This window comes from Ulvibacter sp. MAR_2010_11 (assembly GCF_002813135.1).
Taxonomy (GTDB): domain Bacteria; phylum Bacteroidota; class Bacteroidia; order Flavobacteriales; family Flavobacteriaceae; genus Altibacter.
The window spans coordinates 2,195,510-2,218,054 of record NZ_PHTY01000001.1; the positions used below are offsets into that span (position 1 = coordinate 2,195,510).

The 22,545-nt window shown below is 40.7% G+C and carries 19 protein-coding genes; 1 reads left to right on the forward strand and 18 read right to left on the reverse strand.

Annotated elements, in window-relative coordinates; all coding sequences use genetic code 11:
* Positions 1 to 129: 129 nt before the first annotated feature.
* From ATE92_RS10065 to ATE92_RS10095, 7 genes are all read right to left on the reverse strand, one after another.
* On the reverse strand, positions 130 to 714 hold the full coding sequence (locus ATE92_RS10065; RefSeq protein WP_100803584.1) for a superoxide dismutase family protein: 585 nt from the start codon (positions 712 to 714) through the stop codon (positions 130 to 132).
* Between the two features lie 83 nt (positions 715 to 797).
* Positions 798 to 1,289, reverse strand: coding sequence for a YdeI/OmpD-associated family protein (locus ATE92_RS10070; protein ID WP_100803585.1), 492 nt, complete (start codon positions 1,287 to 1,289; stop codon positions 798 to 800).
* 6 nt (positions 1,290 to 1,295) lie between these two features.
* On the reverse strand, positions 1,296 to 2,507 hold the full coding sequence (locus tag ATE92_RS10075) for a bifunctional alpha/beta hydrolase/OsmC family protein (RefSeq protein ID WP_100803586.1): 1,212 nt from the start codon (positions 2,505 to 2,507) through the stop codon (positions 1,296 to 1,298).
* A gap of 3 nt (positions 2,508 to 2,510) precedes the next feature.
* Positions 2,511 to 3,206: a DUF2490 domain-containing protein gene (locus ATE92_RS10080; protein WP_100803587.1), complete on the reverse strand. Its 696-nt coding sequence runs from the start codon at positions 3,204 to 3,206 to the stop codon at positions 2,511 to 2,513.
* A 15-nt stretch (positions 3,207 to 3,221) separates the two neighbouring features.
* Positions 3,222 to 5,171 carry a S9 family peptidase gene (locus tag ATE92_RS10085; protein ID WP_100803588.1) on the reverse strand — a complete coding sequence of 650 codons (1,950 nt, stop codon included), beginning with the start codon at positions 5,169 to 5,171 and terminating at the stop codon, positions 3,222 to 3,224.
* A 10-nt stretch (positions 5,172 to 5,181) separates the two neighbouring features.
* Positions 5,182 to 8,403 (reverse strand): hypothetical protein, encoded by a 3,222-nt coding sequence (locus tag ATE92_RS10090; protein WP_100803589.1) that lies wholly within the window; start codon positions 8,401 to 8,403, stop codon positions 5,182 to 5,184.
* 186 nt (positions 8,404 to 8,589) lie between these two features.
* On the reverse strand, positions 8,590 to 8,967 hold the full coding sequence (locus ATE92_RS10095) for a LysM peptidoglycan-binding domain-containing protein (RefSeq protein ID WP_100803590.1): 378 nt from the start codon (positions 8,965 to 8,967) through the stop codon (positions 8,590 to 8,592).
* Between the two features lie 206 nt (positions 8,968 to 9,173).
* On the opposite strand from ATE92_RS10095, the gene ATE92_RS10100 reads away from it, so the two are divergent.
* Positions 9,174 to 9,800 carry a fasciclin domain-containing protein gene (locus ATE92_RS10100; RefSeq protein ID WP_232729147.1) on the forward strand — a complete coding sequence of 209 codons (627 nt, stop codon included), beginning with the start codon at positions 9,174 to 9,176 and terminating at the stop codon, positions 9,798 to 9,800.
* Between the two features lie 52 nt (positions 9,801 to 9,852).
* Here ATE92_RS10100 and ATE92_RS10105 read toward each other — a convergent pair whose 3' ends face one another.
* The 11 genes from ATE92_RS10105 to ATE92_RS10150 form a co-directional block, all read right to left on the reverse strand.
* Complete coding sequence (locus ATE92_RS10105) at positions 9,853 to 10,470, reverse strand: HEAT repeat domain-containing protein (RefSeq protein ID WP_198515613.1); 618 nt, start codon at positions 10,468 to 10,470, stop codon at positions 9,853 to 9,855.
* Between the two features lie 9 nt (positions 10,471 to 10,479).
* Positions 10,480 to 10,668, reverse strand: coding sequence for a hypothetical protein (locus tag ATE92_RS14090; RefSeq protein ID WP_232729185.1), 189 nt, complete (start codon positions 10,666 to 10,668; stop codon positions 10,480 to 10,482).
* Positions 10,625 to 11,056, reverse strand: a complete 432-nt coding sequence (locus ATE92_RS10110) for a DUF3291 domain-containing protein (RefSeq protein ID WP_100803591.1) — start codon at positions 11,054 to 11,056, stop codon at positions 10,625 to 10,627. The genes ATE92_RS14090 and ATE92_RS10110 overlap by 44 nt, the downstream gene beginning before the upstream one ends.
* Positions 11,057 to 11,064: 8 nt before the next feature.
* The gene (locus ATE92_RS10115) at positions 11,065 to 14,349 is read right to left on the reverse strand and encodes an amidohydrolase family protein (RefSeq protein ID WP_100803592.1); all 3,285 of its coding nucleotides are present in this window, start codon (positions 14,347 to 14,349) and stop codon (positions 11,065 to 11,067) included.
* A gap of 46 nt (positions 14,350 to 14,395) precedes the next feature.
* A complete protein-coding gene (locus ATE92_RS10120) occupies positions 14,396 to 14,968 on the reverse strand; it encodes a YdeI family protein (RefSeq protein ID WP_100803593.1) in 573 nt (190 codons plus the stop codon).
* A gap of 9 nt (positions 14,969 to 14,977) precedes the next feature.
* Positions 14,978 to 16,606: a M1 family metallopeptidase gene (locus tag ATE92_RS10125; protein ID WP_100803594.1), complete on the reverse strand. Its 1,629-nt coding sequence runs from the start codon at positions 16,604 to 16,606 to the stop codon at positions 14,978 to 14,980.
* Between the two features lie 19 nt (positions 16,607 to 16,625).
* Positions 16,626 to 17,957, reverse strand: coding sequence for a M28 family peptidase (locus ATE92_RS10130; RefSeq protein WP_100803595.1), 1,332 nt, complete (start codon positions 17,955 to 17,957; stop codon positions 16,626 to 16,628).
* A gap of 42 nt (positions 17,958 to 17,999) precedes the next feature.
* On the reverse strand, positions 18,000 to 18,869 hold the full coding sequence (locus ATE92_RS10135) for a hypothetical protein (protein ID WP_100803596.1): 870 nt from the start codon (positions 18,867 to 18,869) through the stop codon (positions 18,000 to 18,002).
* Between the two features lie 156 nt (positions 18,870 to 19,025).
* Complete coding sequence (locus ATE92_RS10140; RefSeq protein WP_100803597.1) at positions 19,026 to 20,843, reverse strand: acyl-CoA dehydrogenase family protein; 1,818 nt, start codon at positions 20,841 to 20,843, stop codon at positions 19,026 to 19,028.
* 107 nt (positions 20,844 to 20,950) lie between these two features.
* On the reverse strand, positions 20,951 to 22,141 hold the full coding sequence (locus tag ATE92_RS10145; protein ID WP_100803598.1) for an acetyl-CoA C-acyltransferase: 1,191 nt from the start codon (positions 22,139 to 22,141) through the stop codon (positions 20,951 to 20,953).
* Positions 22,142 to 22,166: 25 nt separating this feature from the next.
* Positions 22,167 to 22,529 (reverse strand): four helix bundle protein, encoded by a 363-nt coding sequence (locus ATE92_RS10150; RefSeq protein ID WP_100803599.1) that lies wholly within the window; start codon positions 22,527 to 22,529, stop codon positions 22,167 to 22,169.
* Positions 22,530 to 22,545: the final 16 nt, after the last annotated feature.

The following is a 22,545-nucleotide window of genomic DNA, read 5'->3' on the forward strand; positions in this document are numbered from 1 at the left end:
AAGTCCGTCCCCAAGCATTCCTTGGGGACGGACTTTTTATTGACTATAATTTACAAAGCACACCTATTCGCAAAAAAAATAGCCACCCAAAATAGGCGGCTATCATACTAATATTAATCTTTTAAATTTTTATTGAATAATTCCTCCACAACTCACTCTTCCGCCAGCATCTCCTGTCGGTTGAGTTACAAAGTCGTCCTCCCCTTGGTGAACGATAATGGCTTTACCAACTATGTTTTTTGTTTCATCATCGCAACCAATACACCATTCGTTGGTTTGCATTGAAATAAAGCCTTTTCCATCTTCACCGACTTTAAAATTGCCAATGTCCCCTCTATGATACCCTTCAGTAGCACCCCATTTTCCATGTTGTGCAAAGGTTGGATTCCAATGTCCTCCTGTTGAGGTGCCATCGGCTGCAGAACAATCGGCTTTTTCATGTATATGTATCGCATGTACCCCGGGAGTTAATCCCTCCAGTGTGGCTTCCATTGCAACTGTTCCGTTTACTTCCTTAAAAGCTACGCTTCCCGTAGCATTACTTTCACTTTTAGACTCCATAGTTATGGTCATTCCCTTAGGTGTTTCCTTCTTTGTTTCTTCAACTACCTCGGTGGAAGTAACATCGTCTTCCTCCATTTTCTTTTTGTCGTCTTTGCAACCAACAAGTAAAATAAGAGATAAGGCCATAATGGATAATGCTATTTTTTTCATGATTATTGTGTTTTTTAGTTTAGTGATTCTTAAAGGTATGATGATTCTTTAGCAATGCCAAAAAGTTTAGAAAATCTTAGCATTTACGGTTGTTTCACCAGTTCTTGCTGATCGGTGATGCCGCGTTTTATATTTTCTGAAATTAGTAATGCCTTGTCAATTCTGGTTTGGGAGTTCTTAAACCGTAGGATGTAATAAATTAATGATCTCTTTTTTCCATCTGTAAAACGGTCAAATAGTTCCGATGCTTCAGGATCACTTTCTAACACAGCCGAAAGCTCTTCCGGCATTTCCACGCCATACTTTGTTGTGTTTTCAATAAGCTGTAGTTCGAAATAGTCGTTCGCAAACACTCCTAATTCTTTTTGATATCTTTTTCCGAAGCTCACCATATAATTACCCTCGTATTTGTGTAAAGCGCCGTGAAAAGATATTTGTGCATCCTTAAAAAAGGCCTTTAATTGCACCCGGGTGTGACCTTTCTCAACAAAGAAATCTGCGACTGCTTCCGGAATAATTAACCCGTGTGTTCCAACAAGGGTGACTTCAAAACGATCGGAAGTTAAAAGGTTCATCTAATTTTATAATAGTTTCGTAATTATCTGGGTCTCGCTGTGCAAAGTTTTGTGCACAGGACATTTATCGGCTATTTCAAGCAGTTTTTTTAATTGTGTATCATCCAGATCACCTTCAACACTAATTTCGCGCTTAAACGTGTCTATTTTAGCTGAAGGGTCATCACATGCTTCACAATCATGGGCATATTCTTTGGCATAACTGGTATGGACTTCTACATGCTGGAGATCCCATTTTTTCCGTTTTGCATACATCTGAAGCGTCATAGCAGTACAGGCAGACAATCCCGCAGAAACAAATTCATACGGATTGGGCCCGAAGTTATTTCCGCCTACACTCTCAGGTTCATCGGCTGTCATATAATGACTACCTACCTTCATTTGAGTTGTAAATCCGTTTTCCATGTTTAAACTCGCAACTACATCATGTTGTGTGTTTACCGTTGTGGTTTTTGGAATTTCGATATATCGAGACGCCCAACCTGCAATTACGTTACCTGCATACAGAGAATCTTCCTTTTTAGAGAGCAAATGATCTGCCCCGTCAAGTGATACAAAGCTTTTTGGATGGTGGGCAGCGATATAAATTTCTTCGGCATTTTTAATTCCCACAATGGTATCCTGAGGTGAGTGTAAAATTAATATTGCTTTTCGAAGATCTTTTATCACCAGACCTAATGATTGGGATTGTAAATCGTCCAAAAATTGTTTCTTAATTGTAAAACTTCTTCCTCCAACATTTACCTCGGCAATTCCTTTTTGCTGAATTTCGGGTAAATCCGATTTCAACAGGCGTTGTACGTGTTCAGGATCACTGGGAGCACCAATAGTGACGACAGCTTTGACCGAAGCAATTTCGGCTGCCGCAAACAAAACGGCAGCGCCACCCAGCGAATGTCCCACAAGTAGGGTAGGAGCCTTAAAAAATTCGGATAAATAGTTGGCTGCAGCGACTAAATCTTCCACATTGCCCGAAAAGTTAGTATCGGCAAAATCCCCTTCACTTTCGCCCAAACCCGTAAAATCGAAACGAAGTACTCCAATACCTGATGCGGTTAGGGCTCGGCTAATGTTTTTTACGGCGATTAGATTTTTAGTACAGGTAAAGCAGTGCGCAAAAAGCGCAAAGTTATGTGGAAGGCTGTCAGCGGGTAGTTCTAGAATTCCCGAAAGCATTTGACCTTCCTTGTTTTTAAATGTTACCTTTTGCTGTTTCATTTTTTATCCCTTTTCTATCGCTTTCTTTCGTAAGTCGGTATTGATATTTAAAACTAACTGTAAACGGTCATAACTGCGTCCTGTAAAATGTATTTTCATATATCCGACCTGAATTTTTATGTTTTGAGAACATTTATATCCCAAAGTACCGGTTAATCTATTTTGATTAAAAATGGGTTCTTGCAGATTAATAAATACCTCATCGAACCCTTGTAAAAACCAATTATCATTTATGGGATACGTTATTTGTAAGCGACCTCTTATTCTGTGTTCAGTGAGGCTCTGCAAGGGTTTTTCGATAAATCGATGCTCTAACCGATAGCGATTTTGCAAAGTAAACTTCCCTAATTTGCCAGTATGTGTAAATTGTTCAAAGACCCTATTTTCACGAGTATTTTCTTCTTCCTGAGTATCGGTGAAAGAAGAGTCGCCATTAAAGTACCCATAGCCAATACTGGCTTGGGCATTTTCTAGAAAATGATAATCTAAAGACGTTAGGGCCCAAAATTGTTCAAAGTTGGAGGTTACTTCATATAAGTTACACTGGATTTCGGTATACATACTCAGTTTATCACTTAAGGTATGTGTACCCGTTAAAATATACCAGGCTCCCAAATGTCCTTCTCCCGAATCTTGAGCGATACTCCTGGTCATTCCGCTAATAAGGATTATGCAAAGAAAAACAAATTGTTTCAGCATACTAAAAAGGATTGATTAAGAATCCGCGTCTATTTTCGTAGTCTTGGTTGTTCCATCATCCATTGTTTCCAACCCTTCACCCTTTAAATATTTGTCTAAAAAGGCTCTTATCTTTCCATAGGCTTCAATCTGGTTTTCTTTTTTTACAAATCCGTGCCCTTCATCTTCAAACAAAACATATTCTACCGGAACACCATTCTTTTTAACGCCCTCCACAATTTCATCCGATTCAATTTTAAGTACACGTGGGTCCTGAGTTCCTTGTAAAACAATAAGCGGTTTTGTAACTTTTTCGGTGTGGAAAAGCGGAGAAATTGCTCTTAATCTAACCGAATCTGCCGAATTCGGATCACCCATTTCGGTGTACAAGGCCTCTTTAAACGATTCCCACCATGGCGGAATACTTTTGAGGGTTCTCATCCAGTTGGTCACACCATATATATTCACTCCTACCTTAAACTCTTCCGGAGCAAAGGTGAGGGCGGCCATAGTCATATAACCTCCATAGGATCCTCCAATAATTCCTATTTTATCAGCATCAATAACATCCTGAGCGGCTAACCAGTCTTTCCCCGCAATACAATCTTTTAAATCCTTGTCCCCGTGATTTTGATCGTCCATTTTAAAGAAGGATTTTCCATACCCGCTACTACCCCTGTTATTCACAGCGAGTATCGCATAGCCATGATTTACCAAATACTGAATGGTATGGCTAAAGCCTTGTCTTGATTGACCTCCGGGGCCCCCATGTACCCATACCAGGGCGGGGACTTTATTATCTGCCGAAGCTTGTTTGGGTTGGTAATAGATGGCAGGAATTTCCAGCCCGTCAAACGACTTAAAACGAACCACTGTGGCTGAAACCAAATCGTTTCCGTCGATCTCTTTGTTCAGCACATCGGTGAGTTGATGCAATTCTTTAGTCGCCAAATTATAACTATAGGAATTGGTCGGTGTATGGGAACCTCCCACGCTTAGCAGCACCATAGATTCGTCTCTTGAAAATTCGGCTCCGCTTATATATTGTCCCTCAAATTTTGGGAACACCACTCTGTCTCCCGAAGCCACATCGATTACCTCCATCACAGTTTTAGCATCTTCGTTTGTGAACAGCAGTTGGTATGTGCCATTATGAGTGAAATAAAACGAGCTGATATCCCAGGGCTTTTCCAGCACTTTGGTTTTGGTTCCATCTTCCAGATTGTATTGCATCAGGTAACTGAATTCGGCATCGGCATCGGTGGTATAGTAAAAATGTTTTCCATCGGGAGAAAAGTCCTCAGCCGAGTTACTGCTAAGCGTATCATTTACCTTAACTTTTTTTCCTGTTTTGGTATTGAGTAAAAACAAGTCCCTATCGTTGGTATTAACCGGTTTAACAAGGGCGATATAGCTTCGGTCATCACTCATTCCGGCAAAATCCATTCCGTCTTCATTTTTGTAGATGCGCTTGGATTTGAAATCTGAAAGATTCATTTCGTAATGATCCATATACTTTGCATCTCGTTCATTGCTTCCGTAGAAAAAGCTTTTTCCGTCTTTAGCCCAGCCTCTAAATAAGGCTCGTACATTTTTCTCGGGCGTCAGTCGCTTTATATTTTCCCCGTCCTTCACAAATATTTTATAAATTTCATCTCCATTGCCGTCCATCCTAAACAGGATGCGGTCGTCTTCGGGGAAATAGGATATTCCGAATACCGAGGCACTGTCCGACTTGCTTATTGGAGTCATTTCACCTCCTTTGGCCGAAACCGTATACATATTGTAAATTCCGGAACGATTACTCGTTATTAATACCTTGGACTTATCGGCCGAATAGCCATTATCGAAGGCATTTTCGTTGTCCATAAACTGCTCAATACTATATTTCTTAACATCAACCGCCTTGGCGGTTTCGTTTTTCTTTTGATCCTTGCAGGCAAAAAACAGTGCTGCCGTAAAACTCAGAATAAGTATTTTTTTCATGGGATAGCTTTTAGTTAGTTTTAAACGTTTTTGTCTCTTTAAAGAGTGATAGATTTACTTTTTCCATATTGGACTTATATTCTGCCCATTCGGTTACAAAAAAGGCATTTGTTTGCTTTATAGCCTCGTTTAATTGGTTCTTAGCGTGCTGAAGCAAGGTTTCTTCGGTGGAAGTGATACCGTTAGGTCGGCTACCACTATACCAATTGGCCGTGCCTATTCTTTGCATCACAGTTACCTCCGGATTTCTGGTAATCCCTTGACGGTCGTCTTCTTTTCCAATATACAGTGCGACAAGCGAATCGATTTTTTTAGTAATTTCTTTACTCGCTTTTATGGCATCCTTGTACTTTTCTTCGTCTTCTTTTTTTAGTTTTTTACTGAATTCTTCCGAACTAGATTTACTTTCTACCAGTTGTTTTACAGCATCGGCCGCAAGTTGAGTCATTTCTTCTATTTCCTTTGATGTCGCATAACTCTCATCGATGGCTTTTTGTGAAACTTCCAACCTGGGATCGCTTTCTACCTTGATAGTGGTTGAGGACGACTTATCCATATAGTTTATTTCCACACGATAGTTCCCGGGTTTTACCTGAGTACCTCCGGGTTCGTTCTTGCGTTCTCTCACACTACGTGATGGTCTTTCCACTCCGGCTTCATCCAAATACCAGGTCCATTTGTAAATACCTGTGCTGTCCGGAATTTTCTTTTTTAGAGTTCTAATTAAACGATTGCCGTCATAGATTTTCATATAAAGAGAATCTTTACTAGGTCCTTTTTTGGCTTCGGAAGCTTCTGTCTCTTTTTCATCGTCTTTATTTTCATCCTTGTTCTCTGAAGCATCTTCTTTCTTAGGTTCTTCTTTTTTCAGAAAATAATAGGTTATTTGGGCTCCGTATCCTCTGTTTTCACCATTGTATATGGCATCAGCTCCAAAGCGACTCCCTGTAGGTTGCTGGTAGGCGGCTTCATAAGCGATAGGTGGGCTGAAAACGTTTAAATCTGAATTTAAAACATTATTGTTCTTTGCAATTTCCCGCAAAGGTCTAATATCGTCCAATACCCAGGCCGCTCGTCCAAATGTTCCAATTACCAAATCGTGTTCACGAGGATGGATTACCAAATCTTTTACTGAAACTGTTGGGAAACCGTTGGTCCATTTTGTCCAGCTGCTTCCGGCATTGATTGAAATATACAAGCCGTCATCGGTTCCTAAAAACATCAAATTTTTCTCAATGGGATCCTCGACAATGCTGAGAGCATAACTTTTAGCATCCTTTTCACTTACAATTCGCTGCCATGTCTTTCCATAATCTTTGGTGCGGTAGGCATAGGGAGTATAATTAAATCTTCTGTAATCGTTCGCCACAAGTAATGCCTCCCCTTTGTTTTTATTCGAAGCCTTTATCTGAGTTACCCAACTTCCTGCAGGGAGTCCTTTTAAGTTTTTAGACACATCTGTCCAAGATTGACCCCCGTTTTGGGTATAGTGTACTCGTCCGTCGTCCGATCCTACCCATAGCATGTTTTGCTCGACGGGAGAAGGTTCGATAACAAGGATAGTGGTGTGATTTTCAGCACCGGTAGCGTCCATAGTTAAACCTCCACTTTCGCTTTGCTTTTGTTTTTCGGGATCGTTGGTGGTCAAATCGGGAGAAATTACTTTCCAGGTTAAGCCTTTATCGGTACTCTTGTGTACAAATTGACTTCCAAAGTAAATGGTACTCGAGTTAAACGGATCGATGTTTATAGCCGAGTTCCAGTTAAACCGCAGTTCTACATTTGGATCGGGGTGGGTGGGTCGTACCGTGTAGTTATTTCCTGTAATCCAATCGTAACGATCTACGTAGCCTTGCTGACTCATGGTCCATCCATACCTGCTGTCATCCTTATCGGGAACCACATCGAAACCGTCACCAAAGGATATTTCCTGCCAGTAGTCGTTTCGAATGCCCTGCGATTTCCAAACATATGCCGGCCCTCTCCAGCTTCCATTATCCTGCATTCCGCCATAAACATTATAAGGAAATTCATTATCTACATTAATATGATAAAACTGAGCCACCGGAAGGTTTCCAACAAAACGCCAGGTTTTTCCACCGTCTTGTGTAATATTCAACCCACCGTCGTTACCGTCTACCATAAAACTCCCATCGGTTGGATGAATCCACCAGGCATGATGATCGGGGTGAACTCCATTGTCAACTCCATAAGCGGGCATCAATTGTTCGAAATGTTTCCCGCCATCTTCCGATACATTGATATAGGTAAAAACAGAGTACACTCTGTTTTCATTTTCAGGGTCTACATATATTTCAGAATAATAGAACGGTCTGTTACCTATATCATCCTTGTCGCTGATCATTTTCCATTTAAATCCGCCGTCCTCACTTTTGTACAATGCATTCTTTTTCGCTTCCACAAGCGCATAGATTATATTAGGTTTGTTTCGCGCAATGGCAATACCAATACGTCCCAACTCTCCTTTCGGAAGCCCATCGGCATCGGTTCGTTTTTGCCAGGTGGCACCGCCATCATGTGTAATAAAAAGCCCGGAGCCTTCGCCACCGGAATTAAAAAACCACGGATCGCGTTTGTGTTCCCACATAGCGACAATTAACTTATTTGGATTGGTCGGATCCATAACCATATCGGCCACGCCGGTTTTATTATTTGAAAACAAAATATTGGTCCAGGTCTTTCCACCATCGGTGGTTTTAAAGACACCTCTCTCGGGATGTTCCCCCCATGGAGAACCAATGGCACCTGCATAAACTATGTTGGGGTTGGTTGGATCGATTATTATTCGATGAATATGCCGGGTATTTTCAAGGCCCATAGACATCCATGTTTTTCCCGCGTCCACCGACTTATAAATTCCATATCCTCCATTTAAGCTGTTTCTGGGATTTCCTTCTCCGGTTCCAACCCAAATTACAGACGGATTGGATTGCTGAATGGCAACCGCTCCAATCGAAGCCGTGACCTCCTTGTCGAATACCGGATTCCATTTTATACCGCCACTTGTAGATTTCCATAAACCTCCCGATGCAGTACCAACATACATAATATCGGGATTTGTTATCACAACATCAATGGCGGTTACTCGACCGGACATCCCACCGGGACCTATATTCCGAGGTTTCATATCTTTTAAAATGTCCATTGAAAGTTGTTGAGCCGAAAGAGAGGTGGCGATACAGAGGAACGCCAGAAAGAATATTTTTTTCATTATTTTTTGATTATTTTTTGATTGATACTTACTTATTTCTTTTGAATTCCTAAAGTTAGTAAAATGTTGTTAGAAGATTCTTTTTTGTAGTAACATATAATGAGTATTTTCAAAAGACATAAAAAAACTGCCCCTCCAAAGCATCGCTAAGGAGGGGTCAGTTAAAAAAGTAGGTATGTGTAGGAGTTACAGATTCGGAATGACCAATTCTTGTCCAGGATGAATCATATCCGGATTCTTTAAAATATTTCTGTTTGCTTCAAAAATAGCATTGTATTTCATAGGATCTTTGTAGTAATGCTTCGCAATTTTGCTCAATGATTCTCCACTTGCAACGGTATGTCTCGCAAATACCGAAGAATCTGCAACCGTAATATCTGCCATAATATCATTGGGATTTTCACCGCCAACGCGTTTAATTTCATCCCAAAGCAGGTTCTTCTCGTAAGGCGTATTTGCCACTCCCCGAACTTCTAATTTATTTCCGTTCACCTGTACATCTCCTTTTTGGATTTTCAATTTTTCTCCCAAATCCAGAACGCTTTGATATTTTGCTTTAACCATTTTGTTTACATTTTAAGTTTATGACTTAAAGATACAAATTTTGAAATCTTTGTTTCGGTATCTGACCTATTTTTTAAATCGTGTCTCTTGTTTTCGACATTTAACAAAAATTATAGGTCAAAGTGGTAATTTAACGTAACATTAAATTGTTTTAATACAAATTTCACATTATGAAACCTACTTTTACTGAAACAAAAATCAACATTATGAAATTTAAAGCAATTATCATGTCATTAGCAGCAATAGTAATGGTCTTTACTGCCTGCGACGATAGTAAAAAGAAAGATGCTGAAGCCGCAACATTGGCTGAAGCTCAAAAAATGGAAATGGAAGCCCAATTGAAAGCCGAAGAGGATGCTAAAATGGCAAAAATGGAATTTGAAAATAATACCATTGCAGCCTTGGCCATGGGAAATGAAAATTTCTCAGGACTAGTGCACCACTTGCAGGCAGCAGATTTAGCCGAAACCTTTAAAGGAGAAGGAGAATATACTGTATTCGCACCCACAAATGAAGCTTTCAACAAAGTACCTAAAGCGACTATGGACAATTTAATGAAGCCTGAAAACAAAGAAACATTGCAGGGATTATTAAAATATCACGTAGTTTCCGGGGAGTGGAAAGCTGCCGATCTTGTAAAGGCTATTAACGATAACAACAACAAATACACTGTTACTACATTACAAGGTGATAACTTAACGTTGTCTCTAAAAGATGGTAAGGTGCAAATAAAAGATTCCAAAGGTGCAATTGCAACCGTTGTTACCGCTGATATAGATGCGTCTAACGGTGTAATTCACACAATTGATAAGGTAGTAATGCCTAAACAATAAGGTTAGTTAGTTGAGTTAAGTGAAAGAGGGCCTCGCATTGCGGGGTCTTTTTTTATGCTGTAAGATTTTCCGAAATATAATCCATTACTTCATCTTGTGTAAGTGCCGAGAACTTTGCATATCGTTGTTCACTGTGGACGTCGATAATTTCAAGCATGGCATCGCTCACCAAGTCTTTATTCTTCCAGGTATTTAGAGCCGAAATAACCTTTGGCAGACACCCTTTTTTATAAGCAATTTGCCCCAAAACATGCACTAATGTGTCTCGTACGAGTTTGGTTTCATCATCTTGTAACACTTCCAACAGTGGTAAAATATCCTGAGGATGCGTTCTCCCACGCAGTTCGATACCATGACACACTTGCCGTCTTATTTCTTTGTCGGGATGTGTTAAAAATTGTTTGGCCCAAGCCAGAGTGGGCTTCGGGTTTTTCTGACTCATTTTCTTCAGCGAACCAATTACTGCATTTCGCACCTTGTGATGTGAATCGAATAAGGCTACGTCAAAAATTGCTGAAACAACTTCAAATTGAAATTTGCCAATTTCACCTGCTGCATTCACCACAGTTTGCCGCACATGCTCATTAGCTTCCGATAGTAATTTCAGTATAACTTCTACAAGGGATTCTCTAAGCGAAGGTTCCCCGTTATAAATTCTGCCAACACCCAAATAGGAAGCTTATCGAATGTAGGTGTCTTCATTTGAAAAATAGTCAATAAAAATAGTTACATACTTTGTTTTGACAGCTTCTTGTAACTGAAACTGAATTTCAGCTACTTTTTGAACACGTGCTAACTTGGATAAATCGAAAAACGACATCGTTTCAAAAATTACTTTTAAAGCTGAAGGCATATTCACTTTCTCCATGCTCCTGCAAATATTCGAGTCTTTTTTTTCCTTCCTGAAGGGTAGGGATTTCGCCTTCTTCAATATACCATAACACCATATGCATTTTCGGCATTTTTGAAAACCACTCTTTTTTTCTTCTGAAGATTTCTACGTGATCTGAATTGTACACGAACTTGAACAAACTTTCCCGATTCTCCCAAACACTCATGTTTACGAGTATAAAATCCGATTTGAAGATTCTAACCGAATAGGAATCATTCCCTTCATCATCTGTAAAACGCCAAATGAAGCCGGGAGATTTTTCAGCCAAGGCATTGATACGATCGGTATTGTTTACAAAATCGGCCATTACAGGACTCTCCATAGTGTCGAGTGCTTCGGCAATATTAAATTGGGCAAGATGCATGTTTCTAGTTAGTCGTGACCTATATGGCATCCACAACCCCCATACATAAAACTCTGCGTTGATTCATGCCAGGGAAATGCCTGATTATAATTATTTTGTTCCCAGTAAAATGGACTGCGCTCCTTTGGACGATTGCCAATTTCGTTCATGGTATTTGTATCGTACAATCTTCCGTTTGCCATCACCATTTCGACCGACTGTGTGTTTTCAATGTTTTCCAATGGGTTTTCGGAAAGAATCACCAAGTCGGCCAATTTTCCGGCTTTTAAGGAACCAATATCATTGCCGGCTCCAATATATTCGGCAGCATTGATAGTAGCAGCTTTTAGTGCTTCCATAGGAGTCATTCCACCCTGGACCAACATCCAGGTCTCCCAATGAGCTCCAAGACCTTGCAATTGACCATGGGCCCCCATATTTACTTTAACTCCGGCATCACTCAACTTTTTTGCAGTGCCTGAAACCAAAATATGGCCATTGTCATATTCTTCCTTCGGAACCATGGTACGATGACGAGATCTGCTATCAATAATCGCTCGTGGTGAAAAGGTAAGCAGCTTCTCATTTTCCCAAACATTATCTCTTTGGTAATAGTAGTATTCACCATTAAGTCCGCCGTAATTTACAATAAGCGTTGGTGTATATCCGGTACCACTTTTGCCCCAAATTTCCAAGACATCCTTATACACCGGAGCAACAGGAATATTATGCTCCACCCCTGTATGGCCATCTATTACCATAGTGAGGTTGTGATAGAAGGTAGAACCTCCTTCGGGAACCACATTAATTCCCAATTCGCGTGCGGCCTGCAGAACCTGCTGACGCTGTTCACGACGGGGTTGATTGTAACTTTTCACGCTTTTTGCCCCAAATGCTTTGGTACGTCTTATACTGCTTTTGGCATCGTCAAGATTATTAATAACCGCTTTGAAATCCCCTTCGGCCCCGTATAAAATAAATCCGGTGGAGTACAATCTGGGTCCTACCAGAAGGCCGGCTTTTTGCAATTCGGACAAAGAAAACACAGCTTCTGTATTTGCCGATGGATCGTGAGCGGTTGTAACACCAAATGCCAGATTCGTTAAAAATTGCCAATTCTGTTGCGTGGTTAGTCCGTCTCTAAAGGCACCAATATGTGCATGTGCGTCTACCATTCCGGGCATAATTGTTTTTCCTTTTGAGGGATAAATTTTTGCGTCCGATGGCACCGGAGTCGTTGCAGAAGGACCAATACTTTCAATTTTATTGCCGTTGATGATGATGTTTCCTTCTTCAAAGACCGTATCTCCATCCATAGTTATAATACGCGCATTGGTAAACGCAATTTTACCCGATGGCTTATCTGTTTGAGCTGTGAGTCCAATTTTTATTCCTTCGGAAGTCATTTCAGGGATTTCTTTTGGGGAGCCCGATAAAAAGGTAAAACGATCTTTTAAATCATTACTGAAGTATTCATCTCCCAAGGTCCAAAATACTTTTTTACTATCTGCAGACCAATGTAAATTAATTCCGGCATCCTTTGCTATCTGTGAAACAGGAACAAAATTAGATTTATTATCCAAATCCACCGGCTGTCCATGCAAAACCATGGGAGCAATATATACTTTATGCAAATGTGAAAAGACAATCCATTTGTTGTCGGGACTCAGCTCCAATCGATTTGCGTATTTAGAAATGAGGTGTTCTTTTTCATCGTTTCCGCTTAGATTAACGCTAATGAGCTTTTTGGTAAGGTTGCCAAAATAGTCACCGCCGGTTTGTAAGAAAATACGTTGTCCATTGGTGCTGAATTTTGGAAATTCACCATGGTCGACAACCATTTTTTCATTCCCTCCGGAGCTGTTCATGGTGTAAATTCCCGAGTTTTTTGTAAAAGTCTGACCTTGGTCCAAGTTACCGTTCTCTTTTCTGAAAACAATAGAATTTCCATCAGGGGAATATGATGGAGTACGATATATAGCTTTGGTAGTGGTAACTTTTACTGCTTTGCCGCCCGAAACAGGGACTTTAAAAATGGCACCTTTCTCAAGATCGTTCCAGGTAACGAAAACTATATCGTTTCCATTCGGGGAGAATGCCGGCTCGAACTCAAAATCGGTGCCTAAAGTTAATCTTTTTGGTGTGCCATTGGGTAATTCTTTTTTCCAAAGGTGCCCAAGAGCCTGAAAGATAATAATTTTTCCGTTAGGAGATGTCACAACCTGCCGAATCATTTTTGGAGTGAAGGAATTTGTTTCAATCGGGTTGTTAAAATGCACCGTCTGTGCCAAATCTATGTTCACATTGGCTGTAAAAGGAATGTTTGTAACAGCCATAGAATGAATGTCCACCTTTTGAATTTTTCCACCGCTCCAGAATACAATCTCCGAATTATTGGGCATCCAGCTAAAATTAGGATAAACCCCAAATATAGCCCAGGCCTCTTGCTGGTCTTTGTTTAAAGCGTCAAAAACCGGCCATTCTTCTCCGGTTTCCAGGTTGTGGATATAGAGTACAGTTTTGGTCCGAACTCGTTTCACAAAAGCTAATTTCTTTCCATCCCGGGAAATAGTAGGTCGGGCTGCCCCACCCGGACCACCGGTTATAGTTTGGGTTTCTCCGGTTTCAAAATCGTATCTTTTTATAGCATAAATCTGTTTGTTGGGATCCTTGTTATACTGAAAGAATCCACCCGGATACATATCTTCACTATAATAAAGATATTTACCGTCGGGGGACACAAAGGGCTCGTTGACATCCTGTTGATCGTTTTTACGCTTTGTGATTTGCAGTCCGCTTCCTCCTGTAATGTGATACTGCCATAATTCGCCAGCACCCATACTTCGTTCGGACGTAAAATGCTTCCGACCTATCAGATAATTTCCATCGGGCATCCAAACAGGGTTGTTTAACAATCTGAAATCCTCTTTTGAAACGGCCTTGGCATCACTTCCGTCGGTATTCATCACCCAAATATTATCACCACCTCCTGCATCACTTGTAAATGATATTTTACTGCCGTCGGGGCTAAATCGGGGTTGAATCTCGAAAGGTATACCTGTACGGATAGCCTTTGCAGTGCCACCATTAATGGGAAGGGTATAAATATCGCCCAACAGATCGAAGACGATGGTTTGCCCGTTCGGACTTACATCCAGATTCATCCAGGTTCCTTCATTGGTGGAAAAGCTATGTGTTTTATAACTGAAATCGCTTCCGGGGGCTGCAACATCCCATTTTGCTTCTTCTTTTTTGTCCTGGGCAGTTAGTGAAAGTGTATAGCATATTGCTAGTAGTGAGAGAAAAATTCGCATTTGATTGGTTTTATGAGGTTTTAAAGATAATATTTTAAATAGGATGTTACTGCCTTGATTTCCGGTTCGTAGTACAGAGTGCTATTATTTCTTTAATTCTTTTGGCTCGGGTTTCATCTCTTTTCGCCTGAAACAGCCAACTTAAATAACTTTTGCGATACCCGGGGGCAAAATTTTGATAGTTTTTAAAGGCGACAGGGTTTGCCTTAAATGCTTTTTTCAATTCCGGCGGAATTATAAGGTTTTCAATATCGTCCATAGCGCTCCACGTACCGGTATCTTTAGCTATTTTTATAGTTTCCCATCCGCTGTCGTGAATTAAGCCTTCCGCTTCCAAATGAGGGATATACGATTTGTTTAGTGCACTCCAGGTACTTTTTGGATTACGCGGACAAAAATATTGTTGTCGTTTGCCATTACCCAGACTGCGCACAGTACTGTCTATCCAGCCGTAACACAGTGCAACTTTTACCGCATCTTCCCAGCGCATGGTCGGGACATTTAATTCCAGTTTATAAAAAATTAAATGAACTCCCTGATCATGGGTAGTATGATTAAAATGTAACCATTCGCGCCACTCCACATCTCGAGGGAAATATAACTCGGGTTTTTCTTTCAAAATGAATTTCTAGTTTTTAATCATTTCACTATCTACAAAAAAATCTCTCTTAATTTCGACAGTTTTAATTGGTTCCGAAAACTCCTTGGTTCTCCATTCGGCAATAGGGAAGATCCATTCTTCTTTACCGTTTACTATAGCAATTACCGGCATGTCGAATTTTTCAATCACTTCTTCATACCGAAATTGAAGTGATTTTCCATTTACTCTATATTTTACCAGGGGAATCATGGTAGTTCGGAGGTATTGCTCCCAGAATTCGGTGAGATCAATTCCGGTTTCTTTGCTAATAGATTCTTCAACCTGCTTACTTGAAACGGTTTGATGGTAAAAATTCTTGTTCAAACCGACTAATATGTCTCTCCATTTTTCGTCATCTTCAAGAAGCTGTCGCAAGGTGTGTAATATGTTGGCACCTTTATAATACATATCGCTACTTCCTTCATACTGCACATTGTAAGTTCCAATAACGGGACGGTCGTTTTGAATCATTCTTCGGGTGCCAATCACATAATCTGCCGAGGCCTCTTTTCCGAAGTGATAATCGAGGTATAAATTTTCAGAATAGGCGGTAAAGCCCTCATGTAACCACATATCGGCTATATCCCTGTTTGTAATATTATTCGCAAACCATTCGTGTCCTGCTTCGTGGATAATAATAAAGTCAAATTTCAGTCCCCAGCCGGTACCCGAAAGATCGCTGCCTAAATACCCGTTTTTATACTGATTCCCATAGGTGATACTACTTTGGTGCTCCATTCCCAAATAGGGAACTTCTACAAGCTTAAAACTGTCTTCATAAAAAGGGTAGGGGCCAAACCAATGTTCGAAAGCTTTCATCATCATTGGAGCTTGTAAAAATTGTTTTTTCGCCTTGGGTTCATTCTCTCGCAATACCCAGTAATCCATATCCAATTCGTCTTTTAAGCCCTTATACTTTTCCCCGAAATGTACATAATCACCTACATTTATATTTACGCCGTAATTGTTGATGGGGTTCACCACTTTCCAGTGCCAGATTTTGGTTGCACCCTTGTCTTCTGTTTTTATTAATCGACCGTTACCAACGGCTACTAAACTTGAAGGGACTTCAATTGCCAGCCCAATACCCTTGTCGGGCTCGTCGTATGAATGATCTTTGTTGGGCCACCAGATACTGGCACCAATTCCCTGATTGGAAGTTGCAATAAAATGTTTCCCGTTACTGTCCTTCCTCCAGGTAAAACCGCCATCCCAGGGTGGGCGTATTGCTTCTTTTGGCTTTCCTGAAAAATAAACGGTGAGTTTATCGGTTTCTCCTTTTTTCTGCTTCTGCTGAAGGTTAATGAAATGCGCATTCCCTTCCGAAGTAAAGGATAATTCCTTGCCATTCTGAAGGATTTTATCAATCTTCATAGGTGCCTGCAAGTCAATTTGCATCACTTCATTTTTGTCTAAAACTTCATAGGTAATGGTATTACTTCCTTGTATAAATCGATTGTCGGGCTGTACTTCCACGATTAAATCATAGTGTATCAAATTCCACCATGCACGTTCGGCTGTAATACTTCCCCGAAGCGTATCTTGTCGGGTAAAATTTTGAGAAAAAACCGTGAGGCATGACAAGAGAAAAATACTTATAACAAGAACGTGCTTCATTGTGTAAAATGATTAGTGATTATCGAAAAGTTTTATTGGGGAATACTACCGGACTTTCATGACCATCGGGTCCTATCGATGCCACTCCAAAGAAATAATTGTCGATTACAATACCTTCCAGAGTAAAGGTTTCGACATTCCCTACATATCGACTGTAATCCCAGGTTGGGGAAGTAGTGTCCCTCCAATAAATTTTATAGCCTTTTGCACCTTCCACTTTGTCCCATTTTAACTTTGCTGAAGGCTCCACAATACCTCCAATTGCAACATTTTTAGGAGAAGGCGGTGCCCAGGCCAGACTCGCTAAATTTATAGCATTGACAGCCGTAAGTTTTTTTGCATAGTCAAAATTGACAAATTTCAGTTTGTCGCCGTATTCTATACCATCTTCCATACGAATATCCTGATGCTGCTGTGTATAATTTTCGTGGGATTCCATAATTCGAATGCCGGCAAAACCTACGTCGTTAAAGGGGCGATGGTGACCTCCTCGACCAAAACGATCTAATCTGTAAATCAAGGTGGGATTCATTTCGGGCATGTAGCTTTTGGTGGTATTATAAACATAACGCGCCAACTGACGTGAAATTCCGTCTACTTCGCCGCCGTAAAAGCGTCTTGAAGTACGCTCGTTATCAGTTTCTGTGGGAGGAACAGGTTCGGAGAAGATTCTAAAATCCCGATTGCTTATTACGCCGTTTACACCTTTTATATTCCCTATCATGTCATTGTTAAGTACTCCAATAATTTCCCACTTATTATCCAACGCGTATTGAGCCAATCCTTTTCCGCCGAACAAGCCTTGTTCTTCACCGCTTAATCCTACGTATATAATGCTACTTTCAAACGAATACTTCGATAAAACACGAGCAGCTTCGATAGCTCCTGCCATGCCGCTGGCATTGTCGTTGGCACCGGGAGAATCGGATGTATAATCGGTTGGATCACTAACCCGGGAATCGATATCCCCACTCATGATAATATATCGGTTGGGATATTTTGTGCCTTTTTGAACGGCGACTACATTTACCACCCATACATCGTTGACAATGCGATTGTTATCGCCTTTTTTTACCAAATCTTTCTGATAAAAAACATCCAAGCAGCCTTTGCAATCATTCGAAATAGTTTCAAATTCTTTTTTAATCCATCGGCGAGCCGCGCCAATTCCTCTCGTTTCAGAAACAGTATCGCTTAGGGTATGTCTTGTTCCAAATCCGGCAAGTTTAGTAATGTCGGCTTCAATTCTTTCGGAAGAAACAGCATTGATAATGTCATAAATTCTCGTATCGGTTTGTGCAGAACAGCATAAACCAATGGAAAGGCTAAGCAGAATAATTAAATTTTTCATGGATTAAGTAGTAAGTAGCTAAAGATACTAAAATCAAACACATTATTCTGTCTTCAGTTCGGCTGCCAAAGCAAGTTTGGTTCCGCCGGCATTTACTGTAATGCGTGTTATGTTTTGAAAGGAATAGTTAGACAAATCAGCCGCAGGCTTCCATTCTCCGGTGCCAAAAAGGTCATATATAAATAATTTATCTGTACTCCCTAAAATTAATTTCGATTCACTTAACCACGCGTAATCCTGGATGCCAATGGGTAATTCGGTGATAAAAAAGCTTTCTCGGGTTTCCATATCCAATTGATAGATGTCGTAGTTTCCATCTTCGTTCAGGACGGTATAACTCATTGCCCTGGTATTGGGAATTTTATGAATGGATCTGCCTGAATTCAGTACAATAGTATCCCATTTTTTTTGAGTGTAATCAACAAGAACCAAATCCAATCTGTCATCCGAAAGTACTGAAGCTAAAAGGGTGTTTTTATCATAAAAAGCGTAGTAGGCCACTTGAAGGTCTTCAATTAATTGTTGAGATTCGCCTGTATTTTTATAATAGTAAAGACGCTGTAGCCCTGTTGTATCAAGACGAACTGCCGTAAATCCAACCCCGTCCGGAGCTAATAGAGGTGAATATTCTCCGCCGGATGTAGGCTGATTGATACGCTCTGTAGTTCCTGAAGCGATATTATAGGATTTTATTTCAGTCTGACCGTTTTCCGTTCCCGCATAGAGTAGTGCGTCTAACGCAAAAGAAGGTTGACTGTCGTATCCCGGATTGTTTGAAATATTTTTAAAGTTGGAGATTTCGAGGCCTTTTTCAGATGCCGAAATGTCCATCAGAAAAATATCGGTATCGGGCTGGGAGAGGAGTAAATGCGAGGTTAGTAGCACTACCGCAGTAAAGAGTACTTTAATCATTGTCATTATTTTGTTCTAAAGATAGCAAAGTTTGGACCAAAGTTGAAGTATAAAAAAAACCGCCTCTTCAGAGACGGTTTTCAACTAACTAACCAATTTTCAATTTATGGAAAAATTGAACTCTTACAGCTCTCTGGCCTATGTTGTTGCTAATGGTTACGACCAGAAAGGATATTTTTGTTCGGCGGTAACCTTTTCGGCAATAATTTTACGTAGCTCTACTATGTTTGGCATGTTCTGGTATTTTGTAAAACGTCGTAAGCCCATCAACATCATGCGTTGTTCATCACCTTCAGCAAAGGAGATAATTGCTTCATGTGCTTTGGTATTAATGGTTTCTACTGCATGATATAAATATAATTTTGACATGGCAATTTGTTCCTTTTGTGCAGCTTCTCCAAAACGCTTCGCATTCTTTTCGGAACGAAGCACGGCACTTTCAGCCATATAAATTTCAATTAAAATATCGGACGCAGCCAAAAGCATTTGTTGATGCTCTTCCAGATCCGGGCCGTATTTTTGAACGGCAGCTCCGGCAACCATAAGGAATACTTTCTTTAATTTTCTGAGTATTTCTTTTTCTTCTGAAAACAATTCAGAATAATCCGGTGTGTCAAAAGAAGGAATTCCTGTTAGTTCCTGAGCAACTGCTGTGGCGGGGCCTAACAAATCGACATGACCTTTCATGGCTTTCTTTACAAGCATTCCTACGGCCAGCATACGATTGATTTCGTTGGTGCCTTCATAGATGCGTGCAATACGCGCATCCCGCCAAGCCGCTTCCATTGGAGTATCTTCAGAGAAGCCCATTCCGCCGAAAATCTGAATCCCTTCATCGGCACAATTCTGAATGTCTTCCGAAACTGCAACCTTTAAAATAGAACATTCAATGGCGTATTCTTCAACTCCTTTCAGCTCGGCTTCCTGATGTGAATTTCCATCAGCTACACGAAGAGCGATACGATCTTCTATATTTTTCGCAGCTCTGTAAGTAGCAGATTCACCTGCATACGCATTAGTGGCCATTTCGGCTATCTTCTTCTTAATTGCACCAAATTCGGCTATGGGAGTATTAAATTGTTTGCGTTCTACAGCATATTTTATAGCCGTAGTGGTAACACGTCGTTGCGAATCCAAACAGGCGCCGGCCAATTTGATACGACCAACGTTTAGGGCGTTCATTGCAATTTTAAATCCGTTTCCTCTTTCCGAAAGCATGTTTTCTACAGGTACTACCGTATCGCTAAAAAACACCTGACGGGTAGAAGAAGCTCTAATTCCTAATTTATGCTCTTCTTCACCCATAGTAATCCCATTACTAGGGTCATTTTCGACTATGAATCCGGTGATGTATTTGTCGTCCTCAATTCTAGCGAATACAATAAAGAGCTTACAGAATCCCGCGTTGGAGATCCACATTTTTTGTCCGCTGATCTTGTAGTGGGTACCGTCTTCACTAAGTACGGCCTTTGTTTTTCCACTGTTGGCATCACTTCCCGCACCCGGTTCTGTCAAGCAATAAGCGCCAAACCATTCACCGGTTGCAAGCTTGGGAACGTATTTTTGTTTTTGAGCTTCGGTTCCATATAAGGTGATTGGCAAGGTACCAATCCCGGTATGCGCACCAAATGCAGTACTAAAAGATCCTGTGCCGCTGGAAATATAGTCACAGGTAAGGAGGGTAGAAACGAAGCCCATTCCCAATCCGCCATAAGCTTCAGGAACAGCAACGCCTAAAAAGCCAAGCTCTCCGGCTTTACGCATTACCTCTTCGGTGAATGCATAATCTTTTTTCTCGAAGCGATCTCTGTGAGCAATGATCTCTCTTTCATTGAATTCCATTACCGCTTCTTTCATCATTTTTTGCTCTTCTGAAAAGTCTTCAGGAGTAAAAATATCTTCACAGGCTGTTTCTTTTACCAAGAATTGACCACCCCGTAAAAGTTCTTTGTTATTCTTTGTTTCTGTACTCATTTTTTATCCTTTTTATGTCAGTTCGAGCGCAGTCGAGAACTATTTTTTAATCTTTCCTGTCTATTTAGGTCTCGACTGCGCTCGACCAGACAAGTCTTCTCATTATCTTATTTTAAAAATTCATAAATCCCCGCAGCTCCTTGTCCGGTTCCCACACACATGGTTACCATGCCGTATTTGCCCTTCATATTTCGCTTGCGCATTTCGTCGAAAAGCTGAACCGATAATTTAGTTCCTGTACAGCCCAGTGGGTGCCCAAGTGCGATGGCGCCCCCGTTTACATTTACTATATCCTTATTAAGGCCGAGTTCACGTATTACAGCTAACGACTGAGAAGCAAAGGCTTCATTGAGTTCGATAAGCGCGATATCATCCTGTTTTAATCCCGATTGTTTTAATGCCTTCGGAATTGCCTTTACAGGTCCTATACCCATAATTCGGGGTTCTACACCCACTGCAGTAAAACCTACCATGCGCGCAATGGGTTCGAGATTTAACTCTTTTACCATTTCTTCACTCATCACCATAACAAATGCTGCACCATCACTCATTTGCGAAGAGTTTCCGGCAGTAACACTTCCTCCCGCGGCAAACACAGGGCGTAACTTTGCTAATGCCTCTTTACTGGTTCCTTTACGCGGACCTTCATCCTGAGTGACCGTATATTTTTTGGTTTCCTTTTTCCCTGCTTCATTTACAAAGGTCTCTTCCACCTCGATAGGAACAATTTGATCTTTAAAACGGTTTTCGGCTAGTGCCTTTAACGCCTTCATATGCGAATTGTACGCAAACTCGTCCTGATCTTCACGGGATACCTTGTACTGATTGGCAACAGCCTCGGCGGTGTTACCCATTCCCCAATAGTAATCTTCGTGTCCGGATTTGGCAATTTCATAATTCAATTCGGGTTTATAGCCCGACATAGGAACGGCACTCATGCTTTCTGCGCCACCTGCGATAATACAATTGGCCATTCCCGCCTGAATTTTGGCAGTGGCCGTTGCAATGGTTTCTATTCCTGAAGCGCAAAATCTATTGACAGTAACCCCCGGAACATCCACCGACTCCAATCCAATCAAAGAGATGAATCGCGCCATATTAAGTCCCTGAGCCCCTTCCGGCATTGCATTTCCCACAATCACGTCGTCAATTCGAGATTTGTCGAGTTGCGGCAATTCCTTCATCATAAACTGAATGGTTTCCGCGGCCAATTCGTCCGGTCTTTTAAAACGAAAGACACCTCGTGGCGCTTTTCCCACTGCTGTTCTGTATGCTTTTACGATATATGCTGTTTTCATTTATATAGTATTGAGTATTGAGATGTTAGTATTTAGATTCTTTAAGTGATTTCTGAAATCCATAATTCATTTTTTGAATTTCAATTACCTTTTCCAATATTGGCTTTAGTTTTTCTTCTGAAATTAATTGTAATTCAATTACTAACAGTAACTGTGTTTGTAATTCGTAAGCTGAACCATTGGCGATACTTAGAAATTGAATAAATTCTTTTTGCGAATTTCTCCCGGACCCTTCAGCAATATTTGAAGGAATTGAGATAGCGCATCTTTTTATCTGACTAGTCAATCCGTATTTTTCTTCAATAGGTAATGTATCGGCTATTTGATAAATACTCTTAGCCAATTCTATTGATTTAACCCAAATTTTTAAATCTTCTACTTTATGCATTCTCAATACTAGTATC

What these genes read in the sequence shown, in the direction of transcription:
- ATE92_RS10065 (WP_100803584.1), bottom strand. Translation starts at nt 714, where the DNA reads ATGAAAAAAATAGCATTATCCATTATGGCCTTATCTCTTATTTTACTT.
- ATE92_RS10070 (WP_100803585.1), bottom strand. Translation starts at nt 1,289, where the DNA reads ATGAACCTTTTAACTTCCGATCGTTTTGAAGTCACCCTTGTTGGAACA.
- ATE92_RS10075 (WP_100803586.1), bottom strand. Translation starts at nt 2,507, where the DNA reads ATGAAACAGCAAAAGGTAACATTTAAAAACAAGGAAGGTCAAATGCTT.
- ATE92_RS10080 (WP_100803587.1), bottom strand. Translation starts at nt 3,206, where the DNA reads ATGCTGAAACAATTTGTTTTTCTTTGCATAATCCTTATTAGCGGAATG.
- ATE92_RS10085 (WP_100803588.1), bottom strand. Translation starts at nt 5,171, where the DNA reads ATGAAAAAAATACTTATTCTGAGTTTTACGGCAGCACTGTTTTTTGCC.
- ATE92_RS10090 (WP_100803589.1), bottom strand. Translation starts at nt 8,403, where the DNA reads ATGAAAAAAATATTCTTTCTGGCGTTCCTCTGTATCGCCACCTCTCTT.
- ATE92_RS10095 (WP_100803590.1), bottom strand. Translation starts at nt 8,967, where the DNA reads ATGGTTAAAGCAAAATATCAAAGCGTTCTGGATTTGGGAGAAAAATTG.
- ATE92_RS10100 (WP_232729147.1), top strand. Translation starts at nt 9,174, where the DNA reads ATGAAATTTAAAGCAATTATCATGTCATTAGCAGCAATAGTAATGGTC.
- ATE92_RS14090 (WP_232729185.1), bottom strand. Translation starts at nt 10,668, where the DNA reads ATGGAGAAAGTGAATATGCCTTCAGCTTTAAAAGTAATTTTTGAAACG.
- ATE92_RS10110 (WP_100803591.1), bottom strand. Translation starts at nt 11,056, where the DNA reads ATGCATCTTGCCCAATTTAATATTGCCGAAGCACTCGACACTATGGAG.
- ATE92_RS10115 (WP_100803592.1), bottom strand. Translation starts at nt 14,349, where the DNA reads ATGCGAATTTTTCTCTCACTACTAGCAATATGCTATACACTTTCACTA.
- ATE92_RS10125 (WP_100803594.1), bottom strand. Translation starts at nt 16,606, where the DNA reads ATGAAGCACGTTCTTGTTATAAGTATTTTTCTCTTGTCATGCCTCACG.
- ATE92_RS10130 (WP_100803595.1), bottom strand. Translation starts at nt 17,957, where the DNA reads ATGAAAAATTTAATTATTCTGCTTAGCCTTTCCATTGGTTTATGCTGT.
- ATE92_RS10135 (WP_100803596.1), bottom strand. Translation starts at nt 18,869, where the DNA reads ATGATTAAAGTACTCTTTACTGCGGTAGTGCTACTAACCTCGCATTTA.
- ATE92_RS10140 (WP_100803597.1), bottom strand. Translation starts at nt 20,843, where the DNA reads ATGAGTACAGAAACAAAGAATAACAAAGAACTTTTACGGGGTGGTCAA.
- ATE92_RS10145 (WP_100803598.1), bottom strand. Translation starts at nt 22,141, where the DNA reads ATGAAAACAGCATATATCGTAAAAGCATACAGAACAGCAGTGGGAAAA.
- ATE92_RS10150 (WP_100803599.1), bottom strand. Translation starts at nt 22,529, where the DNA reads ATGCATAAAGTAGAAGATTTAAAAATTTGGGTTAAATCAATAGAATTG.